The organism is Synechococcus sp. MU1617 (assembly GCF_020514235.1).
Classification (GTDB): Bacteria; Cyanobacteriota; Cyanobacteriia; order PCC-6307; family Cyanobiaceae; genus Parasynechococcus.
Genome location: NZ_VTLB01000004.1, coordinates 75,129 through 93,755, shown reverse-complemented (window position 1 = coordinate 93,755; position 18,627 = coordinate 75,129). Strand labels below are relative to the sequence as shown.

Here is an 18,627-nt window from a genome sequence, read left to right as displayed (position 1 = left end):
TGTGGTGGTCCCCATGGCGGAGCAGGATCTGATCCGTTTCCTCAACAAGATTTCCCAACTTCAGCTCCTTGCGGAGCGTGTGCAGAACGACTCCAGCAGCCATGATCAGCTGGCGGCTTGTGCTGATCACAACCAGGTCGTTCAGTTGGCCCAATCCTGGGGCTTCAACATCGGTCGGCGCTGGGGTGAGCGTGACCACGCGCCGGGTGGAGAAGCCAACCTGCTGGCGACCCCGTGCCCTCCTCCCGGTGAAGAATCAACGCGGGTGTTGGCGTCTGCCGAGACGTGGAGATTGCTGCTGATTGCATCCAACGGCTACCTGTCACCTCATGACGAATGGATGGACCAGTCCGATCACGAATGGGTGCTTGTGTTGCGGGGAAGCGCCTGTGTTGCCCTGCAGAACCCCGATCGAATTGTGGATCTCAGCCCTGGGGATCATCTTTTGATTCCGCCCCATCAACGCCACAGGGTTGAGCGCACGGATCCCGATCCTGGAACCCTCTGGCTTGCCTTGCACTGGGATGCCACTTCAGCCCGCTGAGGCACACCACTCCCACCATGGGTTGGACTTGCCCAAAAAGGCAATGAGCACGACAGCTGATTGCCGCCGGCTTCATCGCTGACGAGAGTGAGTGCATCGAGATCGGAGGAGCCCATGACGGCAGACACTCCACCTGAGCAAACCCCAGAAGCAGACTGACTTTCTGGCCCCTGCTCCAACAGTTTCCACCCATTCGTAAGCGATTCGTCTGGCGCGACAACGAAGAGCGTCCAGCCAGTCGACTCCCCTCAGCATCGTTCGTAGGTGCCCCGCAGGAGAGCCGCTTCACACCTGGACCCGATGGCCCCAGGGTGCCTTGAGCCAGACGCTTCGACCTTCCTGTCTCAGTTCCATTGCTGGAGAAGATTTTCCAAGGCATCAGACACTGAAGTTGAGGTCGATTGCTATGCGCAAACGAGCGAGTTAGGCCGTCTTTCCACCTGGAAGGGCGGCCTTCCTTTCGGCTCGTCAAACCTCAGTCTGGGAAATCAAGCTTGGTGGCTGATCCTCCCCGTCCCAGTCGCTTACGGGAGGGAGTGGCATTGGCACGCTTCACCAACCAGTAAGCGGCTGAAAGTGAGACGACTGCGATGCCAAGGCCTACCAGAAGTTGGGGTTTGTTTTCAGCGCCCGAGGGCAACACGATCACCTTTCGAGCAACTGCCGTCAGCGCGGTGACCAGAACAAGTTCGATCTGCACCACGTGGCGCCTGAGGTAACTGGTGATGTTTTGCAGCACCTCCAGTGCGATCAAAACGGTGAGGAGATCGCCGAGGATCTTGATCAGGTCATCACCCAACCACGTTGCAGCTGACCCAGTCAGCAACTTGGAGCCCAAGGAAATCATCAGCTTGATGATGGCGGCGCTGATCACCACAGCCGTGATCAGGGTGAGCAGTCGGGCGACTTCACGCTCACCAGCATCAACGAAACCGAGGAAACTTCTCTTGGAACGAGTGGGTTCACTCACGGGGTTCAGTCGTTGAAGGGGTTGTAGTAAGGGCGAGCTTTGGTGTCGCTGGCCGGGTTGACCACCTTGGTGTCGCAGGTGACCGAGCCGTCTTCTGCCGTGACGCAATCGGCTTCAATTTTGCTGTCTTTTCCTGTAGTGCTGCCCGGTCCCCGCAGCCACCCCTCGGTTTGCGCAAAGGCCGAGGAACCGCTGAACACCGACATCATCAACAGAAAAGAGGCGCTGAGGAGTTGAGTAGGCGTCATCGCGGCGATGTCTGAGCCACCACTTTGCCCGTGTCGGCCCCTAATCGGTGCAGTCGTCTCGAATTTCCTGCAAAAGAAGATCAAGTTGGCCGAACGGATCGTCATCCGCTGTTGCGACACCGGCACTGTCGCTTGAGGGCTGGCCATGCCATTCGGCTTCAACGCTGCAAAGCCGATCAGCCAGTCCAGCCAGTCCACGCAGTTTGTGTTCTCGCTCCAGCACCTCAAGCAGAGCGGGCATTCGGGTCGACACAGCGCGCAAGTTTCGGCGCAGGTCGGCCTGCGTGCGCCCTTGCTGCTTCAACCAGTCCTTCAGCAGCAGAGTGAGATCCGCTTCAAATTCAGGGGTCCAGCCAGACATTGATCAGCGATTTAGTTCAGCGATTCAGTGCGCCAGGGGAAACCAGCGATCCAGTTTGCGTCGAGCCCGCATCCGGATTGCTGGAGTGACGTGATTGCTCCACAAACCAACCATGGCCGTAAGCGCCACCAGATCATCACTGAAACCGGCCACCGGCAGCAGGTCTGGAATCAGGTCGGCTGGCATCAGGAGGTAGCTCAGGGCAGCGAGCATCGTCAGCCGTGCGGCTGAGGGTGTCTCGGGGTCAAGCATCAACTCCAGGGCTTCCAGGGCTGGGGCGGCAAGACCTCTGCCGGCCCGTTGCAACAGGCGCCGCAGCAGGGTTTCGTCGATCACCTCCCGTTCAAGCACGTCGGCTTCAACGGTGGTACGCGCAGCATGGTCAGTCATGCAAGGGAACCGGTTGGACCCACTCTCCCCAGTTCCTTCGCAGGACGCCAGCGGGGCGGGCCGATGTTCAGGGTGTGGATTCCACGAGTCCGCTCTGAAGTCCCGTCTTGCGCAGTTTGCGCAGGGCCCGCTGCACCACCTGACGGCAATACTCCCGTGAACAGTTCATATGGCGAGCCACTTCAGCGAGAGTGCGCCATTCGTTGGTGCCATCCAGCCCAAAGCGCAGGGTTACGACGGTGTGTTCTTTCGGGGTGAGATTGGCTTTGGCCAGCAAGGACCAGACCGATGCGGTGCGTTCATCGATCTCGGCCCGTTCCATCGGCGGTAGCTCCTCGCTGGGCAGCACATCCACCAGCTCGGAGGGATCCGATTTTGATTTCACAACACCCTGCAGGCTCACGGTGACGCTGCGCAGTTCACAGGCCAGCAGATCTTCCACCTCAGCGATGGGGATCTCCATGAACTCCGCCAGTTGTTCACCGCTGGGGCTGAGGCCGTTTCGCTGCATCAAGCGTGCCTTGGCGGCCCGCAATTTGGTGAGCTTTTCGTTCACATTCACGGGAATGCGAATCGTGCGGCTTTGGGTGGAGAGCGCTCGGTTCAGGCCCTGCCGAATCCACCAGTAGGCATAGGTGGAGAAACGATGGCCGCGGGTGGGGTCGTATTTCTCGACGGCACGGGTCAGGCCCAGGGTTCCCACCTGAATCAGATCGAGCAGATCCAGACCTTTGCCCTGATAACGCTTGGCTAGATTGACAACAAGACGAAGGTTGGACGTAATCATCTGATTTTTGGCCCGTTCGCCACGGCGAATCACACCTTTTTCTTCATCGCTGTACTCACAGGCTGGGCCACTGCCGCCAGCCAGATGACAGCGTTCTGTGATGGCGACCATCGCCTGAACCTTTCTCCCCATCATGAGTTCCTGCTCTGGAGTGAGCAGTTGATGGCGACCAATTTCGCCGAGAAAAGCACTCAGAGAACTCGTCATGATGGCGATACGGCTGAATTGAACCTAGAACCAAAGTGTTTTTTTCTGGTGGTCATAATAAAGACTCCCGAATTAATACTTTGTGCGCTATTTCACTCTTTCTTCTTGTTGATGAAGTGAATCTTTCATTGTTAATTCAATTGGGTGGCTAAGGTCGCCGCACCTTCCTCTGCTTCGCCCATGCCCCTGGCCGTCGCTCTCACGTCCGACATCGCCAAAAACGCTGGCGTTGCCTACGTTCACTACCTCAGTTTCATGCTCTGTTTTGGCGCCCTGGTGCTGGAGCGGAAGCTGATCAAAGCTGATCCCAATCGCCAGGAAGCCACGGCGATGGTGATCACCGACATCGTTTATGGCATCGCTGCCCTGGCTCTTCTCGTGAGTGGAATCCTGCGGGTGATCCACTTCGGCCAGGGAGCTGAGTTTTACACCCAGAATCCGTTGTTCTGGTGGAAGGTTGGCTTGTACCTCTCGGTAGGGGGTCTGTCGCTTTACCCCACGATCACCTACATCCTCTGGGCGATTCCGCTGCGCAAGGGTGAGCTGCCGAAGGTGAGCGAAGCTCTCGCGACCCGTCTGGCTTGGATCATCAACGTTGAATTGGTGGGCTTCGCCAGCATCCCCTTGATGGCGACCCTGATGGCCCGTGGTGTTGGTCTTCCCGCCTCCTGATGCAGCCCGAGCTCTGTCCTCCACAACAGCAGGTTCGAACGTTGCAGGTGGCTTTGGAACGCCAGGCTCCAGGCCTGCGGCCGGGCTATGCCTCGTCCATCGCCAGCACCTCTTTGGGCCCGCCGGTGTTGAAGCACTGGTGCATCTGGATTCAGCCCGCTTCTGCCACACCAGCCAACCGTTGGGACCAACGCTGGCTTGATCAGGTCTCCTCGGCGCTGACCACCTGGGGCGCACTGGTTCCTCTCACGCTGGTGACCAGTCCTGAACAGGCCAACGTCTTGATTCATCGGCAGCGTCCGGCCCGTCGCCAGGTGGCTGGGGTGTGGCGGGCCAGCAACGGACGCACACAACTTCAGGTTGTGGACGTGCAGCGGCAGGGCCGCCGAAGGCTTGAGCCCCGGGTGAAGGTGATGGTGTCACCAGGGCTTCGGGCTGATGCATTGCAGGCCACGGCCCTGCACGAACTGGGCCACGCCTTCGGGCTCTGGGGCCACAGTTCTGAGCCCACCGATGTCATGGCGATTAGCCAAGGTGAACGTCCGGTGTTGGTGCCATCGGAGCGGGATCGCCTCACGTTGGCCTGGGTGATGGAGCAGACCACCCGTTTCGGTTCGACGTTTCGAAGGCCCAACGAACCGGCCGAATCCGAATCACCTGAGTGACGTCACCATTCGGGCGCGGCATGCTGCCGGCAGTCGTGGTCGATCCATGAACCTGATTCGTTCTCTGGCGCTGGCCGGCCTGCTGGTGAGCCTGGTGGGCTGTCGTTCCAACAACAGCCTGCCCCAGCAGGACCCACAGGTTCGGGAACCGATTCGGATCCAGCTAGACGGCAGCAATCCAGCAGCTAGTGAAGGTGTGTTGGATCGTGCTGAGGGACCGTTGCGTTTCACCGTTGGCCATGGTCGCCATGGCATCGGTTGTGAAGGCACCATCTTTGAAGAGGGTGTTACGCCGCTCGGAACGTTTCAGGTCAACGCGATCCTCAGCAACGACCGCTTCGAGATGAATCCCTCCCTGGTGGAGCAATCTGGAAAAACAGAGGAGGAGTTGCGCGAGAGCCTCTTCACCAACATGAACTCCATCGACTTCAAAGGTGATGGAGAAACCGGTGAATACGGCATCGGTTACATCAGCCTGGCTCCTGTGCCGGCCACAGATCAGCCCTTTCGCTTTAACACCTACGACGGTGTCTTCCGCTGGTACAGCTTCGCCATTCATGGCACCAATGATGAGTCCAGGATCGGCAAAGCGGTGACTGGCGGTTGCATCAACACCGGTCGACTCACCATGGGGGTGTTGTTGGACACCGTGGAGCTTGGCGATGAAGTGGTGATCAGCAGCGACAGCCCCTGCCTGCCTTAGTGCCGGCGCGGGGCACCCCGTCGCGCTGCCAGCACTTCCTGCACCTGTCGCCAGCTCACGCCGTGGTGGGCCAGGGCCACCTGCATGTGGAAGACGATGTCTGCAGCCTCCCCGGCGATCTCGGCGGCGTTGTCGTCTTTGCAGGCCATCACGAATTCAGCACTCTCCTCCCCGATTTTCTTGAGGATGCTGTTGTCTCCCCCCGCCAGCAGCTTGTTGGTGTAACTGCCTTCCTCCGGTTGCTCGCGTCTCCCCTCGATCACCCTGAACAATTCGGTGCAGGCATCCGTTGGCGGAGCTAAAGCCTCTGCTCCTCCTGCAGATCGAGCATCGCTGTTTTCGTAAAAACAGCTGCGGGAACCGGTGTGGCAGGCCACATCCCCTGCCTGCTCCACGGTCACCAGCAGCACGTCGGCATCACAGTCGTAGCGGATCTCCCGCATCGTCTGGATGTGGCCGCTGGTGCCCCCCTTGTGCCAAAGCTCCTGGCGTGAACGGCTCCAGTAATGCACCTCACCGCTGCGCAGGGTTGCTTCAATCGCGTCCCGGTTCATCCAGGCCACCATCAGCACAGCACCGTCCAGCCAGTCCTGGGCCACAGCTGGAATAAGCCCCGCTTCGTTAAAACGGAGTTGGTCAATGAAGGCGGGGCTGAGGGGCTGCATCAGGCCTCGGACATTCGGGCAACGCCTGAATCTTCCCGCAGCGTGCTCCATTCCGTGTTTTCACCCCTTGCTCGTTTCTCCGACCCCCTACAGCTGCACCAAAGCCTTCAGCGGCTATCCCTGCTGTCACCGGCAGTGGCGCCACCAAGGCCATTGCCGCTTCGTGCATGGGTACAGCCGCAGTTTCAACCTCTGGTTCGCCGCAACGGAGCTGGATGCCTGTGGTTTTGTTGTTGATTTCTCCAGCCTTCGCCCCTTCGAACAACGCTTGCGGCAGCAGTTCGACCACACCTTTCTGGTCAATGTCGACGATCCACTGCTGGCGGAATGGCAGCGGCTGCACGATCTCGAGGCCATTGATCTCCGTGTGATGGAAAACGTGGGCATGGAGGCCACGGCGGCCTTGATCTGGACCTGGGCCAACGAGCTGCTGCAGGAGCGGGATGGTGGTCGCACCTGTTGCTACGCCGTGGAGGCGAGGGAGAACAGCAGTAATGCGGCCACGTACAGCGCGGTTCCCTCTTGGTTTTCAGCGCAGGGCTAACGCGTCCGATTCCAGCTCCACGCTGATCGCTTGTCCCTCGCTGTAACGACCCGCCAGGATCGCCTTGGCAATGGGTGTCTCCAGTTCGCGTTGTACAGCCCGTTTGAGCGGTCGTGCCCCGTAGACGGGGTCATATCCGGCGTTGGCGAGCCAGTCGGCGGCCCCATCACTCAGGCTGAGCTCCAGCTTGCGCTCAGCCAGCCGTTGGCGCAGACGTTCCACCTGGAGGGTGACGATCTGGCGCAGTTCCTCCCGCCTGAGGCTGTGGAAAATGATCTGATCGTCGAGGCGATTGAGGAATTCCGGCCGGAAGTGGGCCCGGAGAGCTTCATTCACCCGGCTTTCCATCGCTCCATGCTGCTCGGGATCGCCGGCCAGCTCAAGGATCGACTGGCTGCCGATGTTGCTGGTGAGAATCAGCACGGTGTTGGTGAAGTCCACGGTGCGGCCCTGCCCATCGGTGACGCGACCGTCATCGAGGATCTGCAGCATCACGTTGAAGACATCCGGGTGGGCTTTCTCCACCTCGTCGAACAGGATCACGGCGTAGGGCCGACGGCGTACCGCTTCGGTGAGCTGGCCACCAGCCTCATATCCCACGTAGCCGGGAGGCGCACCGATCAAACGGCTCACGGTGTGCTTCTCCATGTACTCCGACATGTCGATGCGCACCATGGCGTCATCGCTGTCGAACAGCCGGTTGGCGAGCGCTTTGGAGAGTTCCGTCTTGCCGACACCGGTGGGGCCGAGAAACAGGAAGCTGGCGATGGGGCGGTTCGGATCGCTCAGACCAGCCCTGGACCGTTGAATTGCATCCGCGACGGCGGTAACGGCCTGGTGCTGGCCGATCACCCGCTGATGCAGGTCATCCTCTAGCTGCAGCAGCTTTTCCATTTCGCTCTGCACCAGCCGCGCCACAGGGATTCCGGTCCACTTGGCGATCACCTCGGCGATGTCGTCTTCACTCACCTCCTCCCGCAGCAAGCCTTTCTCGCCAGGCTCCTCTGAGGCGATTTGGGCTTCCTGCTCGAGCAACTGCTTCTGCAGCGAGGCCAGGGTGCCGTATTCCAGTTCCGCCGCTTTGTTGAGGTCGTAGCTGCGTTTGGCCTGTTCCACCTGCAGCTGCACCCGTTCGATCTCCTCTTTGAGCGACGACAGCTCATCGATTGCGCCTTTCTCCTGCTGCCATTGGGCATTCAGAGAACTTTGCTGTTCGCCCAGGTCCGCTAGCTCCCGTTCGATCCGTTGCAGCCGTTCTTGACTGGCACTGTCGGATTCACGGCCGAGGGAGAGCTTCTCCATCTCCAGCTGCAGAATCTTGCGATCGATTTCATCGATCTCCTCCGGTTTGGAGGTGATCTCCATCTTCAGGCGAGCGGCTGATTCATCCACCAGATCGATTGCCTTGTCGGGCAGAAAGCGATCGGCGATGTAGCGGCTGCTCAAAACAGCCGCCGCCACCAGGGCACTGTCGGCGATGCGGACGCCGTGGTGCACCTCGTAACGCTCTTTCAGACCCCGCAGGATTGAAATCGTGTCTTCCACAGTGGGTTGATCCACCAGCACCTGCTGGAAGCGTCGCTCTAGAGCAGGGTCTTTTTCGATGTGCTGGCGGTGCTCGTCGAGGGTGGTTGCGCCAATGCAGCGCAGTTCCCCCCGGGCCAGCATCGGCTTGAGCAGATTGCTGGCATCCATCGCTCCACCGGTGGCTCCAGCGCCTACCACCGTGTGGATTTCATCGATGAACAGCACGATCTGGCCTTCCGAGGAGGTGACCTCTTTGAGCACAGCTTTGAGCCGCTCCTCGAACTCACCGCGGTATTTCGCACCGGCGATCAGGGCACCCATGTCGAGGGCGATCAGCTGACGGTTCTGCAAGGCCTGGGGCACATCGCCATTCACGATTCGCTGCGCCAGACCTTCAACAATGGCGGTCTTTCCGACTCCTGGTTCGCCGATCAGCACGGGGTTGTTTTTGGTGCGCCGGCTGAGGATTTGGATGGTGCGCCGGATCTCTTCGTCGCGACCGATCACAGGGTCCAGCTTGCCTTCACGGGCTGCTGCCGTCAGGTCCCGTCCGTACTTCTCAAGCGATTCATAGGTCCCTTCCGGGTTCTGATCGGTCACCGTCTGGTTGCCTCGCACAGCTGTAATGGCTTCTTTGAGTTTGCTGGTGTCAACGCCCGCCTGGCTGAGCAGTTGCCTGCCGCAGCGGTCATCGTCGGCCAAGGCCAGCAACAGATGTTCGATGGCGATGTAGCTGTCACTGAATCCATCGCGGGCTGTTTCGGCTCGATCCAGGCAGCTGTTGAGCGATCGTCCCAGAAAAACGGATTCCGGTGGAGAGCCAAGACTGGGCTGCTGCCTTAGATGGCTGTCGACGGCCGCCTGGAACGTGCCAACGTCGACCCCTGCTTTGCTGAGAATGCGTCCAGCCAGACCGTTCTGCTGCAACAGCGCAAGCAGCAGATGCTCCGTTTCAAGTTGCTGATGCTTGGCGCTCTGCGCCAGTTGCTGGGCGGCGACGATGGCGGCCCAGGCTTGTTCAGTGAACTGTTCCGCCGTGGGTTGCATCTCGGATGCGTTTCAAACTGGGTTCACCGTATGGGGCTTGTTCCGTCTTCAGTGGGGGCAAACCGAAGCCTTTGGATCGGTCCTCACTCCAGGGGGCGGCAAACCGGGGCGTCTTTTTAGAGTTTGCCGAACTTTTGATGCCAATGCCTGATCAGCCGCTGGTGGATTCCCTCGTGCAGCAGGGCTTGGCCCTCGCTGCAACGGCTGGCGGTGAGCTGGAACGCAGCTGTTGGATGGTGGTGCATGAGCACCACCACGGGGTGAAACCCACGGAGTACGACATCCGGGAAATCGACGAGGACCTCTATCTGGCTGTGTTGCAGGCGGCCAAGCAGGCCTAGTCCGCTGCTTAATCAGCCGTTGAGCAGTTCACGCAGAAGAGCACGGTGAGAGTTTTCGGCTTCGATGGTCTCCCGCATCTCTTTGGGAAGGCGGGCCTCCAGGATGTCCTGCTTTTTCATCTCAGTGGCGTAGCGGATGCTGAACTCGCTGAAGCGATTGAGATAAGGCGTGGCGGTCTCTGGGGTGAAGGCAATCACCTCCAGGGCATGTTTGAAGTGGAGATAGGAAACGGTCCATTCGACCAGTGCGTCAAAACTATGGAGGCCAAGCGGGTTGTCAGGGAGTGTCATCGCTGCATCGCCCATGGGTTCAACCAAAACCCTCGGCCTTGGCCTGGGCCGTCAGGCCTCTCAATTGGCCGTTGAGCAGGGCATCGCGTTCACGGTCTGCTCCCACATGGGGGGCGATCTCCACCCCAGCGGTCTTCATGGCCTGCATCGCTGCAGCTTCCTCTGCTGAGCCCGTGTCACTGCTGAGATAACGCTCCACGGCCGCAGCTCCTGGGGTGTCCGCGGCAAAGTAAACCGTTCCCGGACCACGCCGTTCGATCGTTTGTCGTCGCTGCCGCCGGCGCTGCTGCACGCTCGCCCAGAGCCGGCCTTGATTGGCGGTCATGAAGGCGTTCAGATCGGCGGCATCGGTGTCTTCTGCCAGGGCCATGCTGGTGCCGTCGATGAAATCACTGAGCAGGGTGACAACGGCCATCAGGACTGTGGTGATTGAGACGGTGGTGATTGAGAGGGTGTTGGTTGGAAAGAGTGCTGGATCCGGCTGGTTTCGAACCAGCGGGTGATGGCTGATTCCCGGGCGTCGTCGCAAAGATCCCGCTGGATCACATTGAACCCATGGCGGCGTGCCAGGGCTAACAGTTGATCGTCATTACTGCATTGGGCCGCATCGCGCCGCAAGCCCTGGTGATGCTCCACAGCCCGCAGAAAATCTCGAAGAGCTTCACGACTCATCGCCTGGACCAGCCCAATTCGGCCCGTTGTTCGACATAGGTGGCCACCGCAATGATGTCCTCTTCACTCAGTTTGTCGGCATAGCTGGGCATGGCGTTTAGCCCATCCTCGATCTCATGCTCCAGGGCCTCCAGCGGGGAACTGGAGTAGGCCTCCACATGGTTGTTCAAGTCGCTGATTTTCAGTGTTCGGTTGGCGCGGATCACATTGCCGCCCCCCATGTGACAAGCCGCACAGTTGCTGTTGAAAATCTGCTCGCCTCGCTCCAAAGCAGCGCCGTCGACCGCCATTGCCGGCGCAGACAGCAGACCTGCCGCGCCAACGATCAACAGCAACGTCAGGATCAGACCTGATACGCGTGCCATCGCAACCCCTTCAATGCCCCAAGGTATCCATCGTTGCCAACAAAAAAAAGAACCCTGAGCTGTGGTTGATACACAGCTCAGGGTTATGAGTTGAGTTTGAAGTTTCCGGTGATTTCGTGAGAAATCCTGGTATCACTCAACGATCACTTTGCCGACCATGCCAGCACCACGGTGGGGCTCGCAGTAGAAGTCGTAGGTGCCAGCGGTAGCGAAGGTTTCTTCCCAAGCTTCGCCGGGGTTGAAGGCGAGATCGGAATGGCTGTACTCATCGTGGCCCTCGAAAACAGCGTTGTGAGGAGCCAGTTTGTTGTTGACGAACTTGACGGTGTCGCCAGCCTTGATGTTCACGGTGGCGGGCTCAAAGGCGAGCATGCCGCCGTCGGTGCCGAGCTTCACTTCAACGGTGGCGGCTTGAGCACTGCCGACGTTGAGGCCGATCAGCATCAGGAATGCGCAGCAAGCAGCTGCAATGGTGCGGATCACGGAGCGCATGAAAGTGCTAGGTCGATACAAAGACCTTACGCGCGGGTCTAGGGGTTCCGCGATTGGGTAGGCCGGAATCGCTAAGAACTGTTGCCAAGTCAGGGGCATGACTGCTGCCACCGAAACGTTCCGGCTGCGTCACCGGGTCGTGAATGAAGTGGCGTTGTCGAATGCTGAACCGGTCCCAGGCATTCACTTCGATTGGCAGAACGTGGATCAGCGTCTCGATCAGCCATGGCCAGAGAGGAATGCCAGGGGTTCGGGCCACACCACGCCATCGGCAGAGCGTTTTCACGGTGTCGTTCACCGAGATCGCTGGTTGCCCCATCACCACTCGGCGCAGGGCGCCTTGCCCAGGTTCACGGTTCGGTTCATGGGGGCGTGTGGCCAACAGACCACAGATGCGGGCGATGTCTTCGGCATGGATGAAGTGGAAGCTCGCATCCACCCGAAGCCAACGGGCCAGCCAGAGCCAACGGCTGGCTTCAGCCAAACCCTCGGTGAGGTAACTGGTGGGGAAGGGGCTGGTGCCGTCAACCCGTCCGCCGAATACCAAGGTGGGAAACACCGCGACGATTTTGCTGGCCAGGTGGTGCTGCTCAAGATCCCTGAGGCAGCGAGCCTTGGTTTGGATGTATTCCGTGCCGTAGGCCAGCGCTTCAGGCAGGGGGCGCAGGTGCCGATCGAGCACGCTGGCCGTTGAGAAATAAATGATCTGCTCCAGCTTGCTGGGATCCAGAAGAGCCAGCATCCGTTTCACCGCCACCACATTCACCTGCTCGGCCCGCTCGGGGTCACCCCAGGCAGTGGCGGTGTGAATTACCCGGTTCACCGATGCCAGCTCCTGGGCAAAACGGTCGGTGTCCCGCAGGTCCCCCACCAAAAGGCGGATACGAGGATGGTCTGCTGGAACAGCGGTGAGTTTGGCGGGGTCCCTCAGCCAGAGCAGCAGCTCCGCATCGGAGTGGTCCAGCAGCCATCGGGAGATGTACTGACCGACGCATCCACTGGCGCCGGTCACCAGGATGCGGGTCAAACGACAGCCCCGAGACGGTCCATCACGCTCTTGCCGGACCGGAAGAAGGCTTCACCGTTCTCTTCCGGAGTACCCGGAAGGATTCCGTGGCCGAGGTTGAGGATGTGCTTCCGGCCGCGGGCCTTGCGCACGCAGTCATCGATGCGGGCCTCAATCGCCTCCGGGGTGCCGAACAGAAGGCCGGGATCCACATTGCCCTGAACACCGATGTGCTCCGGCAGACGTGCCAGGGCTTCAGCCATGTCCACGGTCCAATCCAGAGAAATGATGTCAACACCAGTGTTGGCCATCCGCTCGATCACGCCGGCACTGCCGGAGATATAGAGGATGAAGGGGGTGTCGGGGTGCGTCTGCTTGACCAGATCCACCACCTTTTTCTGATAGGGCGCAGCGAAGGTGTCGTAGTCCGCCGGGCTTAGTTGACCAGCCCAGGAATCAAACATTTGCACCACCTGGGCGCCGGAATCAATCTGATAACGCAGGTAATTGGCGATCGACTCTGCAAAGTGGTCGAGCAGCTTGTGCAGGATCTCGGGTTCGCGGAAGGCCATGGCCTTGATCACCGCGTAGTTCTTGCTGCTCTTGCCCTCCACCACGTAGGCAGCCAGGGTCCAGGGGGCACCAACGAATCCGAGGACAGCTGCTTCGTTGCCAACGCTTTGTCGGAGACGACCCAGCACCTCACCCACAAAAGGCATTGATTCGGCTGGGTTCAGCGGGCGCAGAGCATCCACCTGGGCCATGCTCCGGATTGGATCGCCGATCTGGGGGCCTTTGCTCTCGATGATGTCGAATTCAATTCCCATCCCCGGCAGGGGCGTGAGGATGTCCGAGAACAGGATCACGCCATCGGGCTTGAAGGCGTGAAACGGCTGCATGGAGATCTCATAGGAGAGATCGGGGTTTTCGGAACGCTCACGGAAGCTGGGGTACTTGTCCCGTAGATCCCGGTAGATCTTCATGTAGCGACCGGCTTGGCGCATCATCCACACCGGAGGACGCTCCACCGATTCACCTCGCGCAGCACGCAGGAGCAGGGGTAAAGAGTCGCTCATCAAGCCCGGTCAGGTCAGCCGAAAACCTACCCGAATCCAGGCCTTGGCTAGAGCTTTACCCCCTCTTTGTCATCACGTTCGTCACACGATGTTGTCCGGAACGCTGCTGCTCAGGCTGCGTTTCGGGTCGTGCTTGAACACCATCAGGCTCAGCGGCGGCAGGCAGAGGTCCAGGGAGTTCTCGTAGCCGTGGATGCCCCACTCGTCTGTTGGTTTGCCGCCCATGTTGCCGAGGTTGCTTCCGCCGTACTTCGCTGCATCGGAGTTGAAGATCTCCTCGTAGAAGCCGGAGAGGGGAACGCCCACGCGGTAGTGGGAGTGGCTTTGGGGCGTGAAGTTCGCCACCACCACCAGCCAGGTGCCGCTGGCACTCTCCCGACGCATGAAGCTGATCACGGAGTGGCGGTTGTCGTTGCAATCGATCCACTGGAAGCCGAACTGGTCGAAGTCGTCCCGCCAGAGGGCCGGTTCTGCCTTGTAGAGAACGTTGAGATCATCCACCAACCGCTGGATGCCCTTGTGGGGCTCGTAGTTGAGCAGATCCCACTCCAGATCCCCCCAAACATTCCATTCAGCGCGCTGGCCGAACTCCATCCCCATGAAGATCGTCTTCTTGCCGGGGTGCGTCCACATGTAGGCCAGCAACGCCCTGGTGTTGGCGTACTTCTGCCAGTCATCTCCCGGCATTTTGTGCAGGAGATGGCTTTTGCCGTGCACCACTTCATCGTGGCTCAGCGCAAGCATGAAGTTCTCGGTGTAGGTGTACCAGATCGAGAAGGTGATGTTGTTCTGGTGGAACTGGCGGAACCACGGGTCCAGCTCGAAGTAATCGAGCATGTCGTGCATCCAACCCATGTTCCATTTGAGGTTGAACCCGAGACCGCCGCTATCCGTGGGCTGCGTCACCATCGGCCAGGTTGTTGATTCCTCTGCGATGGAGAGGGCGCCTGGGAAGTGCTGGAACAGCACGTGGTTGGCCTGCTGAAGGAAACGCACAGCTTCGGTGTTCTCCCGACCGCCGTTCTCGTTGGGGAGCCATTCCCCATCGGGGCGCAGGTAGTCGCGGTAGAGCATCGAGGCCACGGCATCCACGCGGATGCCATCGATGTGGAACTGCTCGAACCAGAAGATGAGGTTGGCAACAAGGAAGTTACGAACCTCGTTACGGCTGTAATTGAAGATCAGCGTTCCCCATTCCTTGTGTTCCCCGATCCGGGGATCACTGTGTTCATAGAGGTGTTCGCCATCAAAGAAGGCCAAGCCATGGGCATCCTTCGGAAAATGGCCCGGAACCCAGTCGATGATCACACCGATGCCTTCGGCGTGGCAGCGATCCACAAACGCTCGGAATTCGTCAGGCGTTCCATAGCGGCTGGTGGGTGCATACCAACCCGTTACTTGATAGCCCCAGGAGCCATCGAAGGGGTGTTCGGTGATCGGCATCACCTCGATGTGGGTGAATCCCCTTTCCTTCACATAAGGAATCAGGCGATCGGCGAGCTCTGCGTAGGTGAGCAGCCGAGCGCCAGGCTTCATCTCCGCCGCGGGTACGGGCGGGCGAGGGGTGCCGTCGGGTTGTATCCAGGGCTCTTCCGCTGAGGCGTGAATCCAGCTGCCCAGGTGCATTTCATACACCGAGATCGGTTGATCGAGCGCGTTGCTGCTGTCGCGCTTCTGCATCCAGCCCTGATCGGACCACTGAAATCCGCCCAGACGAGCCACAACGGAGCTGTTGTCCGGGCGAACCTCGTGCTGGAAGCCGTAAGGATCAGCCTTTTGGTAGCAGTGGCCGTCTTGGGTACGGATTTCGTACTTGTAGAGATGTCCCTCCTCGAGTCCGGGAATGAACAGTTCCCAGATCCCCCCAACTCGCTGCTGCATGGGGTGGTGACGTCCGTCCCAGGAGTTCAGATCTCCGATGACGGAGACGCTCAGAGCATTGGGAGCCCAAAGGCAGAACATCACACCAGTGATGCCTTCACGCTCGGTGAGGTGGGCACCCATCTTTTGCCAGATGTGGTGATGGTTGCCCTCAGCAAACAGGTGGCGATCCATTTCGCCCATCCATTCACCACGGAAGGCCCAGGGATCGTTCTGTTCGTGCACGATCCCGCCGCGTTCAACCCTGACCCTGTAGGTGCAGCCAGGATCTCTGTTGAGCTGTGCCTCGAACACCCAGGGGTGGTTCGGGGTGGTCATGGCGATCTCTTCGCCAGCCTGAAGAAGGGTGACCGTTTGGGCTTCCGGCATCCACATCCGCACGGTCCAACCCTGCTCTGAGGGTTGAGGACCAAGCACCGCAAACGGGTGGTCATGGCGACAATTCGCCAACCGTTCGCCGTCCTGCACCATCCAGTCGAGGACTGCGGCGACACCCATGGGAGATCTGAGAATTGGGCGCGATGTTAAGCCTGTTTTACGAAACAGATCCGTTGATGATCAGACGAAGTCTCGGGAAATGTCGACGTTGATGATCCGACCGCTTTCGTCAAAGATCACAAACAGGTTGGTTGTGGCCTTGCCGAAGGCAACTGCCACCAGCACGAGCTGCTGATCGCCGCCTTGATGGGCGATCACGGCGTCTTTGACCTTGCGGAACCCGCCTGACACCTGGCTGAGCTTGGTCCATTTGCGCTCCAGGTCGCCCGGGGCTAGCTCTTCCTGCAGCTGCAGGGACATCTTGGATCGCGCTGCAACCCAGCGTCCTGCCGCTAGGTCGCGGGTGAAGTCGAGGGCTGTTGTCTCGATCGGTTGGATCTGTTCGGTCCACTTCCAGGCGAGCAGCTTGCCGTCCTCATCCAGCACCATCAGCATCCCTTCATCACCGGATGCAGTGGTCACCACAGCGTCAACGGTTGTCGTGTTGTAGCCAGGGATCACGCTGACGACGCGGGTTGCATTAATGGCCACGCGTTGGTCCAGGCGTGCCTGGACGCTCTTCACATCAACACTGACCTGAACCGGGGCGGCGAGAGCGTCATGCATGACGTCTCCTTGGCGGTTTTTGAGCGCCTCCAGCAGCAGTTCAGCCGCCGCTGTCGCTTGGGCAGGACTGAGTTCGGTTCTGGTGAGTTGCTCCGCTGCTGCGGGACTGATCAACCCCATGGGAGCTGACAGAGCGATGGCCAGCAGAGCAGCGGAGAGCTTCAAACCACAAACGATCAGTCGAGCTTCAGTCTGCCGGAATCAAAGGGGTTCAGCTGCAGGGTGGAGTCAGTAAGTTCCAGTGTCAGCGTCACCACACGATGCTCTGGGCTTGGTGCTCCGCAGGGCACGGCGTCGTGGCCCGGGTTGACGCCAATGGCGGGCCAAGCTGCTGCGGCAACGGAGATCCGCAGTCGATCGCCTTTGGCCAGGGTCGCGTGCAGCGGCTGGAGGGTCACGGTGCGTCTGGCCGGCTGCAACGCCTCCTCTCCTCGAACCCGCACGATTCCCGTGCTCAGTTGTTCAACGCTGTTGGCGTCCGCAGGCAGGCGCGACAGGCTGATACACAGATCAAATCCGGGCTGGTCCGCCTCGGCGTTCAGCAGCAGCAACGGTTGACCCGACAGAAGAAGCTCGTCAACCAGGGTTGGAGAGGTGAAAGTCGCGACGTCGCTGCGTTGATCGACGGCCATGCGGTCCGCGGGGCCAGGGGTTATCCCAAGGTGTCCACCGATGGCCGGGACCGGTCGCCAGGGGTCATGCACGATGACCACGCTTCCCTCTCCTTCCCCATCCGCCACGAGGGCACCCTCGCTCGGATCGATGCAGGCCAGTCCATGGCTCCTCAGACCCCATGACGCCGGCCCGCTGGTGCCGGGTGCGGGGATCGCGTCCCACTGATGCTGTGTGATGTTCCAGAGCTGGTGGTTGGGCTTCGGCTCCTGCAGGGGGCGCTTCTGCAGATGCTGTTGGAAAAACTGCAGCATCAGCTGTTGGGTTTCCGGCCACCACTCCAGGTGAGTGGCCGGCCCAATGTGAAGGGATGGCTGGCCGCCGGCGACCTGGCTGCGATGCCAGAGGTCCAAAAGACCCACCAAATGCGGATCCCACCATCCACCGATCAACAGCATCGGCCGTTGAAGCCAGCTCTCCGGGGGGCGATGAACCATCCACTGCTGATCGTTGTTGGGGTCGCTTTGTAACCAGCGCAAGGCCATGCCATCGGGGTCATGGCGTCGCAGCAGTGAAAGCCCGTCCCGCAGATAGTGGTTCTCCTCCAGGCTGCGGCGGATCTCCAGCCAAGCCGTTGCATCTCCGCGTCGCTGGGCCTGGAGGGCGGCGAGCTGGAGCCCCCAGCCAAGGCCCAGGTGCCACCAGTGGGCACCGCCCTCACAACTCCAGTGGCGTCGTTCGTCCAACCCGGTCATTGCTGGGGCGGTGCAATCCGGTGGTGGGGCTGACTCAGCGGCAGTGAGCTGGGTCAGTCCCTGATACGAAAACCCGTAGACCCCCAAGCGACCATTGCATTCCGGCAGCTGCCGCACCCAAGCGTGGGTAGCGCTGGTGTCGGCTGTTTCCTGACCAAACCCTCCGAAGCTGCCTTCCGACTCCCCTTGTCCCCGTACGTCTTGAACGACCACCAGGAATCCATGGGAGGCCCACCAGCTGGGGTGGGCGTAGGTGACGGTTGAGGCGATGCGGTTTCCGTAGGGCTGCCGCATCAGCAGGGCAGGCCAGGGACCTTCACGATTGGGATGCCAAAGCCGTGACTGCAGCACGACGCCATCGGACAGGGTGAGTGCCGCAGGGCGGCAGGCAATTCCGCTTGTCTCAGCGGACATCGTCGCAATGCATCCCCACCGTGTAGGTCATGAGAATTTCTGCATCCTGAAAACTCAGGTTCTCACTGGCAGCGACCTGGTTGATGTACGCCTTGGAGAACGGCGACCGGCCGTTGGCGTTCATCTGCCGGAACGTGCGGCACATTGCCTTCGCCTTTTCAGGATTGCGCTTGACGCTGTTGAGCAAATCCGAGTCAGCGGCAACCACGAGCAAAGGTGACCCGAGCAGGGCCAGTGCGACCAGAGCCGTGCGTAGGAGTTTCAAGCTCATACACGGTTCATACGCAG

General features: G+C 60.1%; 24 protein-coding genes. 6 read left to right on the top strand and 18 right to left on the bottom strand.

Annotated features, from left to right (window positions below; all coding sequences use genetic code 11):
- The first annotated feature begins 13 nt into the window (after window positions 1-13).
- Entirely contained in the window at window positions 14-544 is a 531-nt protein-coding gene (locus FZZ90_RS09420) for a Nif11 domain/cupin domain-containing protein (RefSeq protein WP_226425484.1), read from the top strand.
- Between the two features lie 475 nt (window positions 545-1,019).
- Here FZZ90_RS09420 and FZZ90_RS09415 read toward each other — a convergent pair whose 3' ends face one another.
- The 5 genes from FZZ90_RS09415 to FZZ90_RS09395 form a co-directional block, all read right to left on the bottom strand.
- A complete protein-coding gene (locus FZZ90_RS09415; RefSeq protein WP_226425483.1) occupies window positions 1,020-1,514 on the bottom strand; it encodes a phosphate-starvation-inducible PsiE family protein in 495 nt (164 codons plus the stop codon).
- Window positions 1,515-1,519: 5 nt separating this feature from the next.
- Window positions 1,520-1,762, bottom strand: a complete 243-nt coding sequence (locus tag FZZ90_RS09410; protein WP_226425482.1) for a hypothetical protein — start codon at window positions 1,760-1,762, stop codon at window positions 1,520-1,522.
- A 40-nt stretch (window positions 1,763-1,802) separates the two neighbouring features.
- A complete protein-coding gene (locus FZZ90_RS09405) occupies window positions 1,803-2,123 on the bottom strand; it encodes a hypothetical protein (RefSeq protein ID WP_226425481.1) in 321 nt (106 codons plus the stop codon).
- Window positions 2,124-2,147: 24 nt separating this feature from the next.
- Entirely contained in the window at window positions 2,148-2,513 is a 366-nt protein-coding gene (locus tag FZZ90_RS09400) for a YkvA family protein (protein WP_226425480.1), read from the bottom strand.
- A 67-nt stretch (window positions 2,514-2,580) separates the two neighbouring features.
- Window positions 2,581-3,507, bottom strand: a complete 927-nt coding sequence (locus FZZ90_RS09395; protein ID WP_226425479.1) for a sigma-70 family RNA polymerase sigma factor — start codon at window positions 3,505-3,507, stop codon at window positions 2,581-2,583.
- A gap of 180 nt (window positions 3,508-3,687) precedes the next feature.
- On the opposite strand from FZZ90_RS09395, the gene FZZ90_RS09390 reads away from it, so the two are divergent.
- Genes FZZ90_RS09390 through FZZ90_RS09380 form a run of 3 tightly spaced genes read left to right on the top strand, consistent with a single transcriptional unit; the run spans window position 3,688 to window position 5,547 of the window.
- Entirely contained in the window at window positions 3,688-4,179 is a 492-nt protein-coding gene (locus tag FZZ90_RS09390; RefSeq protein WP_226425478.1) for a DUF2214 family protein, read from the top strand.
- Entirely contained in the window at window positions 4,179-4,844 is a 666-nt protein-coding gene (locus FZZ90_RS09385) for a peptidase (RefSeq protein ID WP_226425477.1), read from the top strand. The genes FZZ90_RS09390 and FZZ90_RS09385 overlap by 1 nt, the downstream gene beginning before the upstream one ends.
- 46 nt (window positions 4,845-4,890) lie before the next feature.
- On the top strand, window positions 4,891-5,547 hold the full coding sequence (locus tag FZZ90_RS09380) for a L,D-transpeptidase (protein ID WP_226425475.1): 657 nt from the start codon (window positions 4,891-4,893) through the stop codon (window positions 5,545-5,547).
- On the opposite strand, the gene hisIE is transcribed toward FZZ90_RS09380, so the two are convergent.
- On the bottom strand, window positions 5,544-6,212 hold the full coding sequence (hisIE, locus tag FZZ90_RS09375) for a bifunctional phosphoribosyl-AMP cyclohydrolase/phosphoribosyl-ATP diphosphatase HisIE (protein WP_226425473.1): 669 nt from the start codon (window positions 6,210-6,212) through the stop codon (window positions 5,544-5,546). The genes FZZ90_RS09380 and hisIE overlap by 4 nt on opposite strands.
- A gap of 67 nt (window positions 6,213-6,279) precedes the next feature.
- Here hisIE and FZZ90_RS09370 point away from each other — a divergent pair, with 67 nt between their 5' ends.
- Complete coding sequence (locus tag FZZ90_RS09370) at window positions 6,280-6,756, top strand: 6-carboxytetrahydropterin synthase (RefSeq protein ID WP_226425471.1); 477 nt, start codon at window positions 6,280-6,282, stop codon at window positions 6,754-6,756.
- Here the strand turns inward: FZZ90_RS09370 and clpB are convergent.
- Complete coding sequence (gene clpB, locus FZZ90_RS09365) at window positions 6,742-9,330, bottom strand: ATP-dependent chaperone ClpB (protein ID WP_226425469.1); 2,589 nt, start codon at window positions 9,328-9,330, stop codon at window positions 6,742-6,744. The two genes, FZZ90_RS09370 and clpB, sit on opposite strands and share 15 nt — an antisense overlap.
- Window positions 9,331-9,473: 143 nt before the next feature.
- Here clpB and FZZ90_RS09360 point away from each other — a divergent pair, with 143 nt between their 5' ends.
- Entirely contained in the window at window positions 9,474-9,671 is a 198-nt protein-coding gene (locus FZZ90_RS09360; RefSeq protein WP_226425467.1) for a hypothetical protein, read from the top strand.
- A gap of 12 nt (window positions 9,672-9,683) precedes the next feature.
- Here the strand turns inward: FZZ90_RS09360 and FZZ90_RS09355 are convergent, their stop codons facing one another.
- The 11 genes from FZZ90_RS09355 to FZZ90_RS09305 all read right to left on the bottom strand — a co-directional run bounded on the left by FZZ90_RS09355 (window position 9,684) and on the right by FZZ90_RS09305 (window position 18,610).
- A complete protein-coding gene (locus FZZ90_RS09355; protein ID WP_226425465.1) occupies window positions 9,684-9,962 on the bottom strand; it encodes a hypothetical protein in 279 nt (92 codons plus the stop codon).
- Between the two features lie 19 nt (window positions 9,963-9,981).
- Window positions 9,982-10,377: a hypothetical protein gene (locus FZZ90_RS09350; RefSeq protein WP_226425463.1), complete on the bottom strand. Its 396-nt coding sequence runs from the start codon at window positions 10,375-10,377 to the stop codon at window positions 9,982-9,984.
- Window positions 10,377-10,634, bottom strand: coding sequence for a Nif11-like leader peptide family natural product precursor (locus FZZ90_RS09345; RefSeq protein ID WP_226425462.1), 258 nt, complete (start codon window positions 10,632-10,634; stop codon window positions 10,377-10,379). The genes FZZ90_RS09350 and FZZ90_RS09345 overlap by 1 nt, the downstream gene beginning before the upstream one ends.
- Entirely contained in the window at window positions 10,631-10,999 is a 369-nt protein-coding gene (locus tag FZZ90_RS09340; protein ID WP_226425460.1) for a c-type cytochrome, read from the bottom strand. The genes FZZ90_RS09345 and FZZ90_RS09340 overlap by 4 nt, the downstream gene beginning before the upstream one ends.
- 132 nt (window positions 11,000-11,131) lie before the next feature.
- Window positions 11,132-11,491, bottom strand: a complete 360-nt coding sequence (gene petE, locus FZZ90_RS09335) for a plastocyanin (protein ID WP_226425458.1) — start codon at window positions 11,489-11,491, stop codon at window positions 11,132-11,134.
- A gap of 7 nt (window positions 11,492-11,498) precedes the next feature.
- Window positions 11,499-12,518, bottom strand: coding sequence for an NAD(P)-dependent oxidoreductase (locus FZZ90_RS09330; protein WP_226425456.1), 1,020 nt, complete (start codon window positions 12,516-12,518; stop codon window positions 11,499-11,501).
- Complete coding sequence (gene hemE / locus FZZ90_RS09325; RefSeq protein ID WP_226425454.1) at window positions 12,515-13,573, bottom strand: uroporphyrinogen decarboxylase; 1,059 nt, start codon at window positions 13,571-13,573, stop codon at window positions 12,515-12,517. The genes FZZ90_RS09330 and hemE overlap by 4 nt, the downstream gene beginning before the upstream one ends.
- A gap of 81 nt (window positions 13,574-13,654) precedes the next feature.
- On the bottom strand, window positions 13,655-15,952 hold the full coding sequence (glgB, locus tag FZZ90_RS09320; RefSeq protein ID WP_226425452.1) for a 1,4-alpha-glucan branching protein GlgB: 2,298 nt from the start codon (window positions 15,950-15,952) through the stop codon (window positions 13,655-13,657).
- Window positions 15,953-16,012: 60 nt separating this feature from the next.
- A complete protein-coding gene (locus tag FZZ90_RS09315) occupies window positions 16,013-16,723 on the bottom strand; it encodes a DUF3887 domain-containing protein (RefSeq protein WP_226425450.1) in 711 nt (236 codons plus the stop codon).
- A gap of 11 nt (window positions 16,724-16,734) precedes the next feature.
- A complete protein-coding gene (locus FZZ90_RS09310; protein ID WP_226425448.1) occupies window positions 16,735-18,339 on the bottom strand; it encodes a CocE/NonD family hydrolase in 1,605 nt (534 codons plus the stop codon).
- Window positions 18,329-18,610: a hypothetical protein gene (locus tag FZZ90_RS09305; protein ID WP_226425446.1), complete on the bottom strand. Its 282-nt coding sequence runs from the start codon at window positions 18,608-18,610 to the stop codon at window positions 18,329-18,331. The genes FZZ90_RS09310 and FZZ90_RS09305 overlap by 11 nt, the downstream gene beginning before the upstream one ends.
- Between the last annotated feature and the right edge of the window lie 17 nt (window positions 18,611-18,627).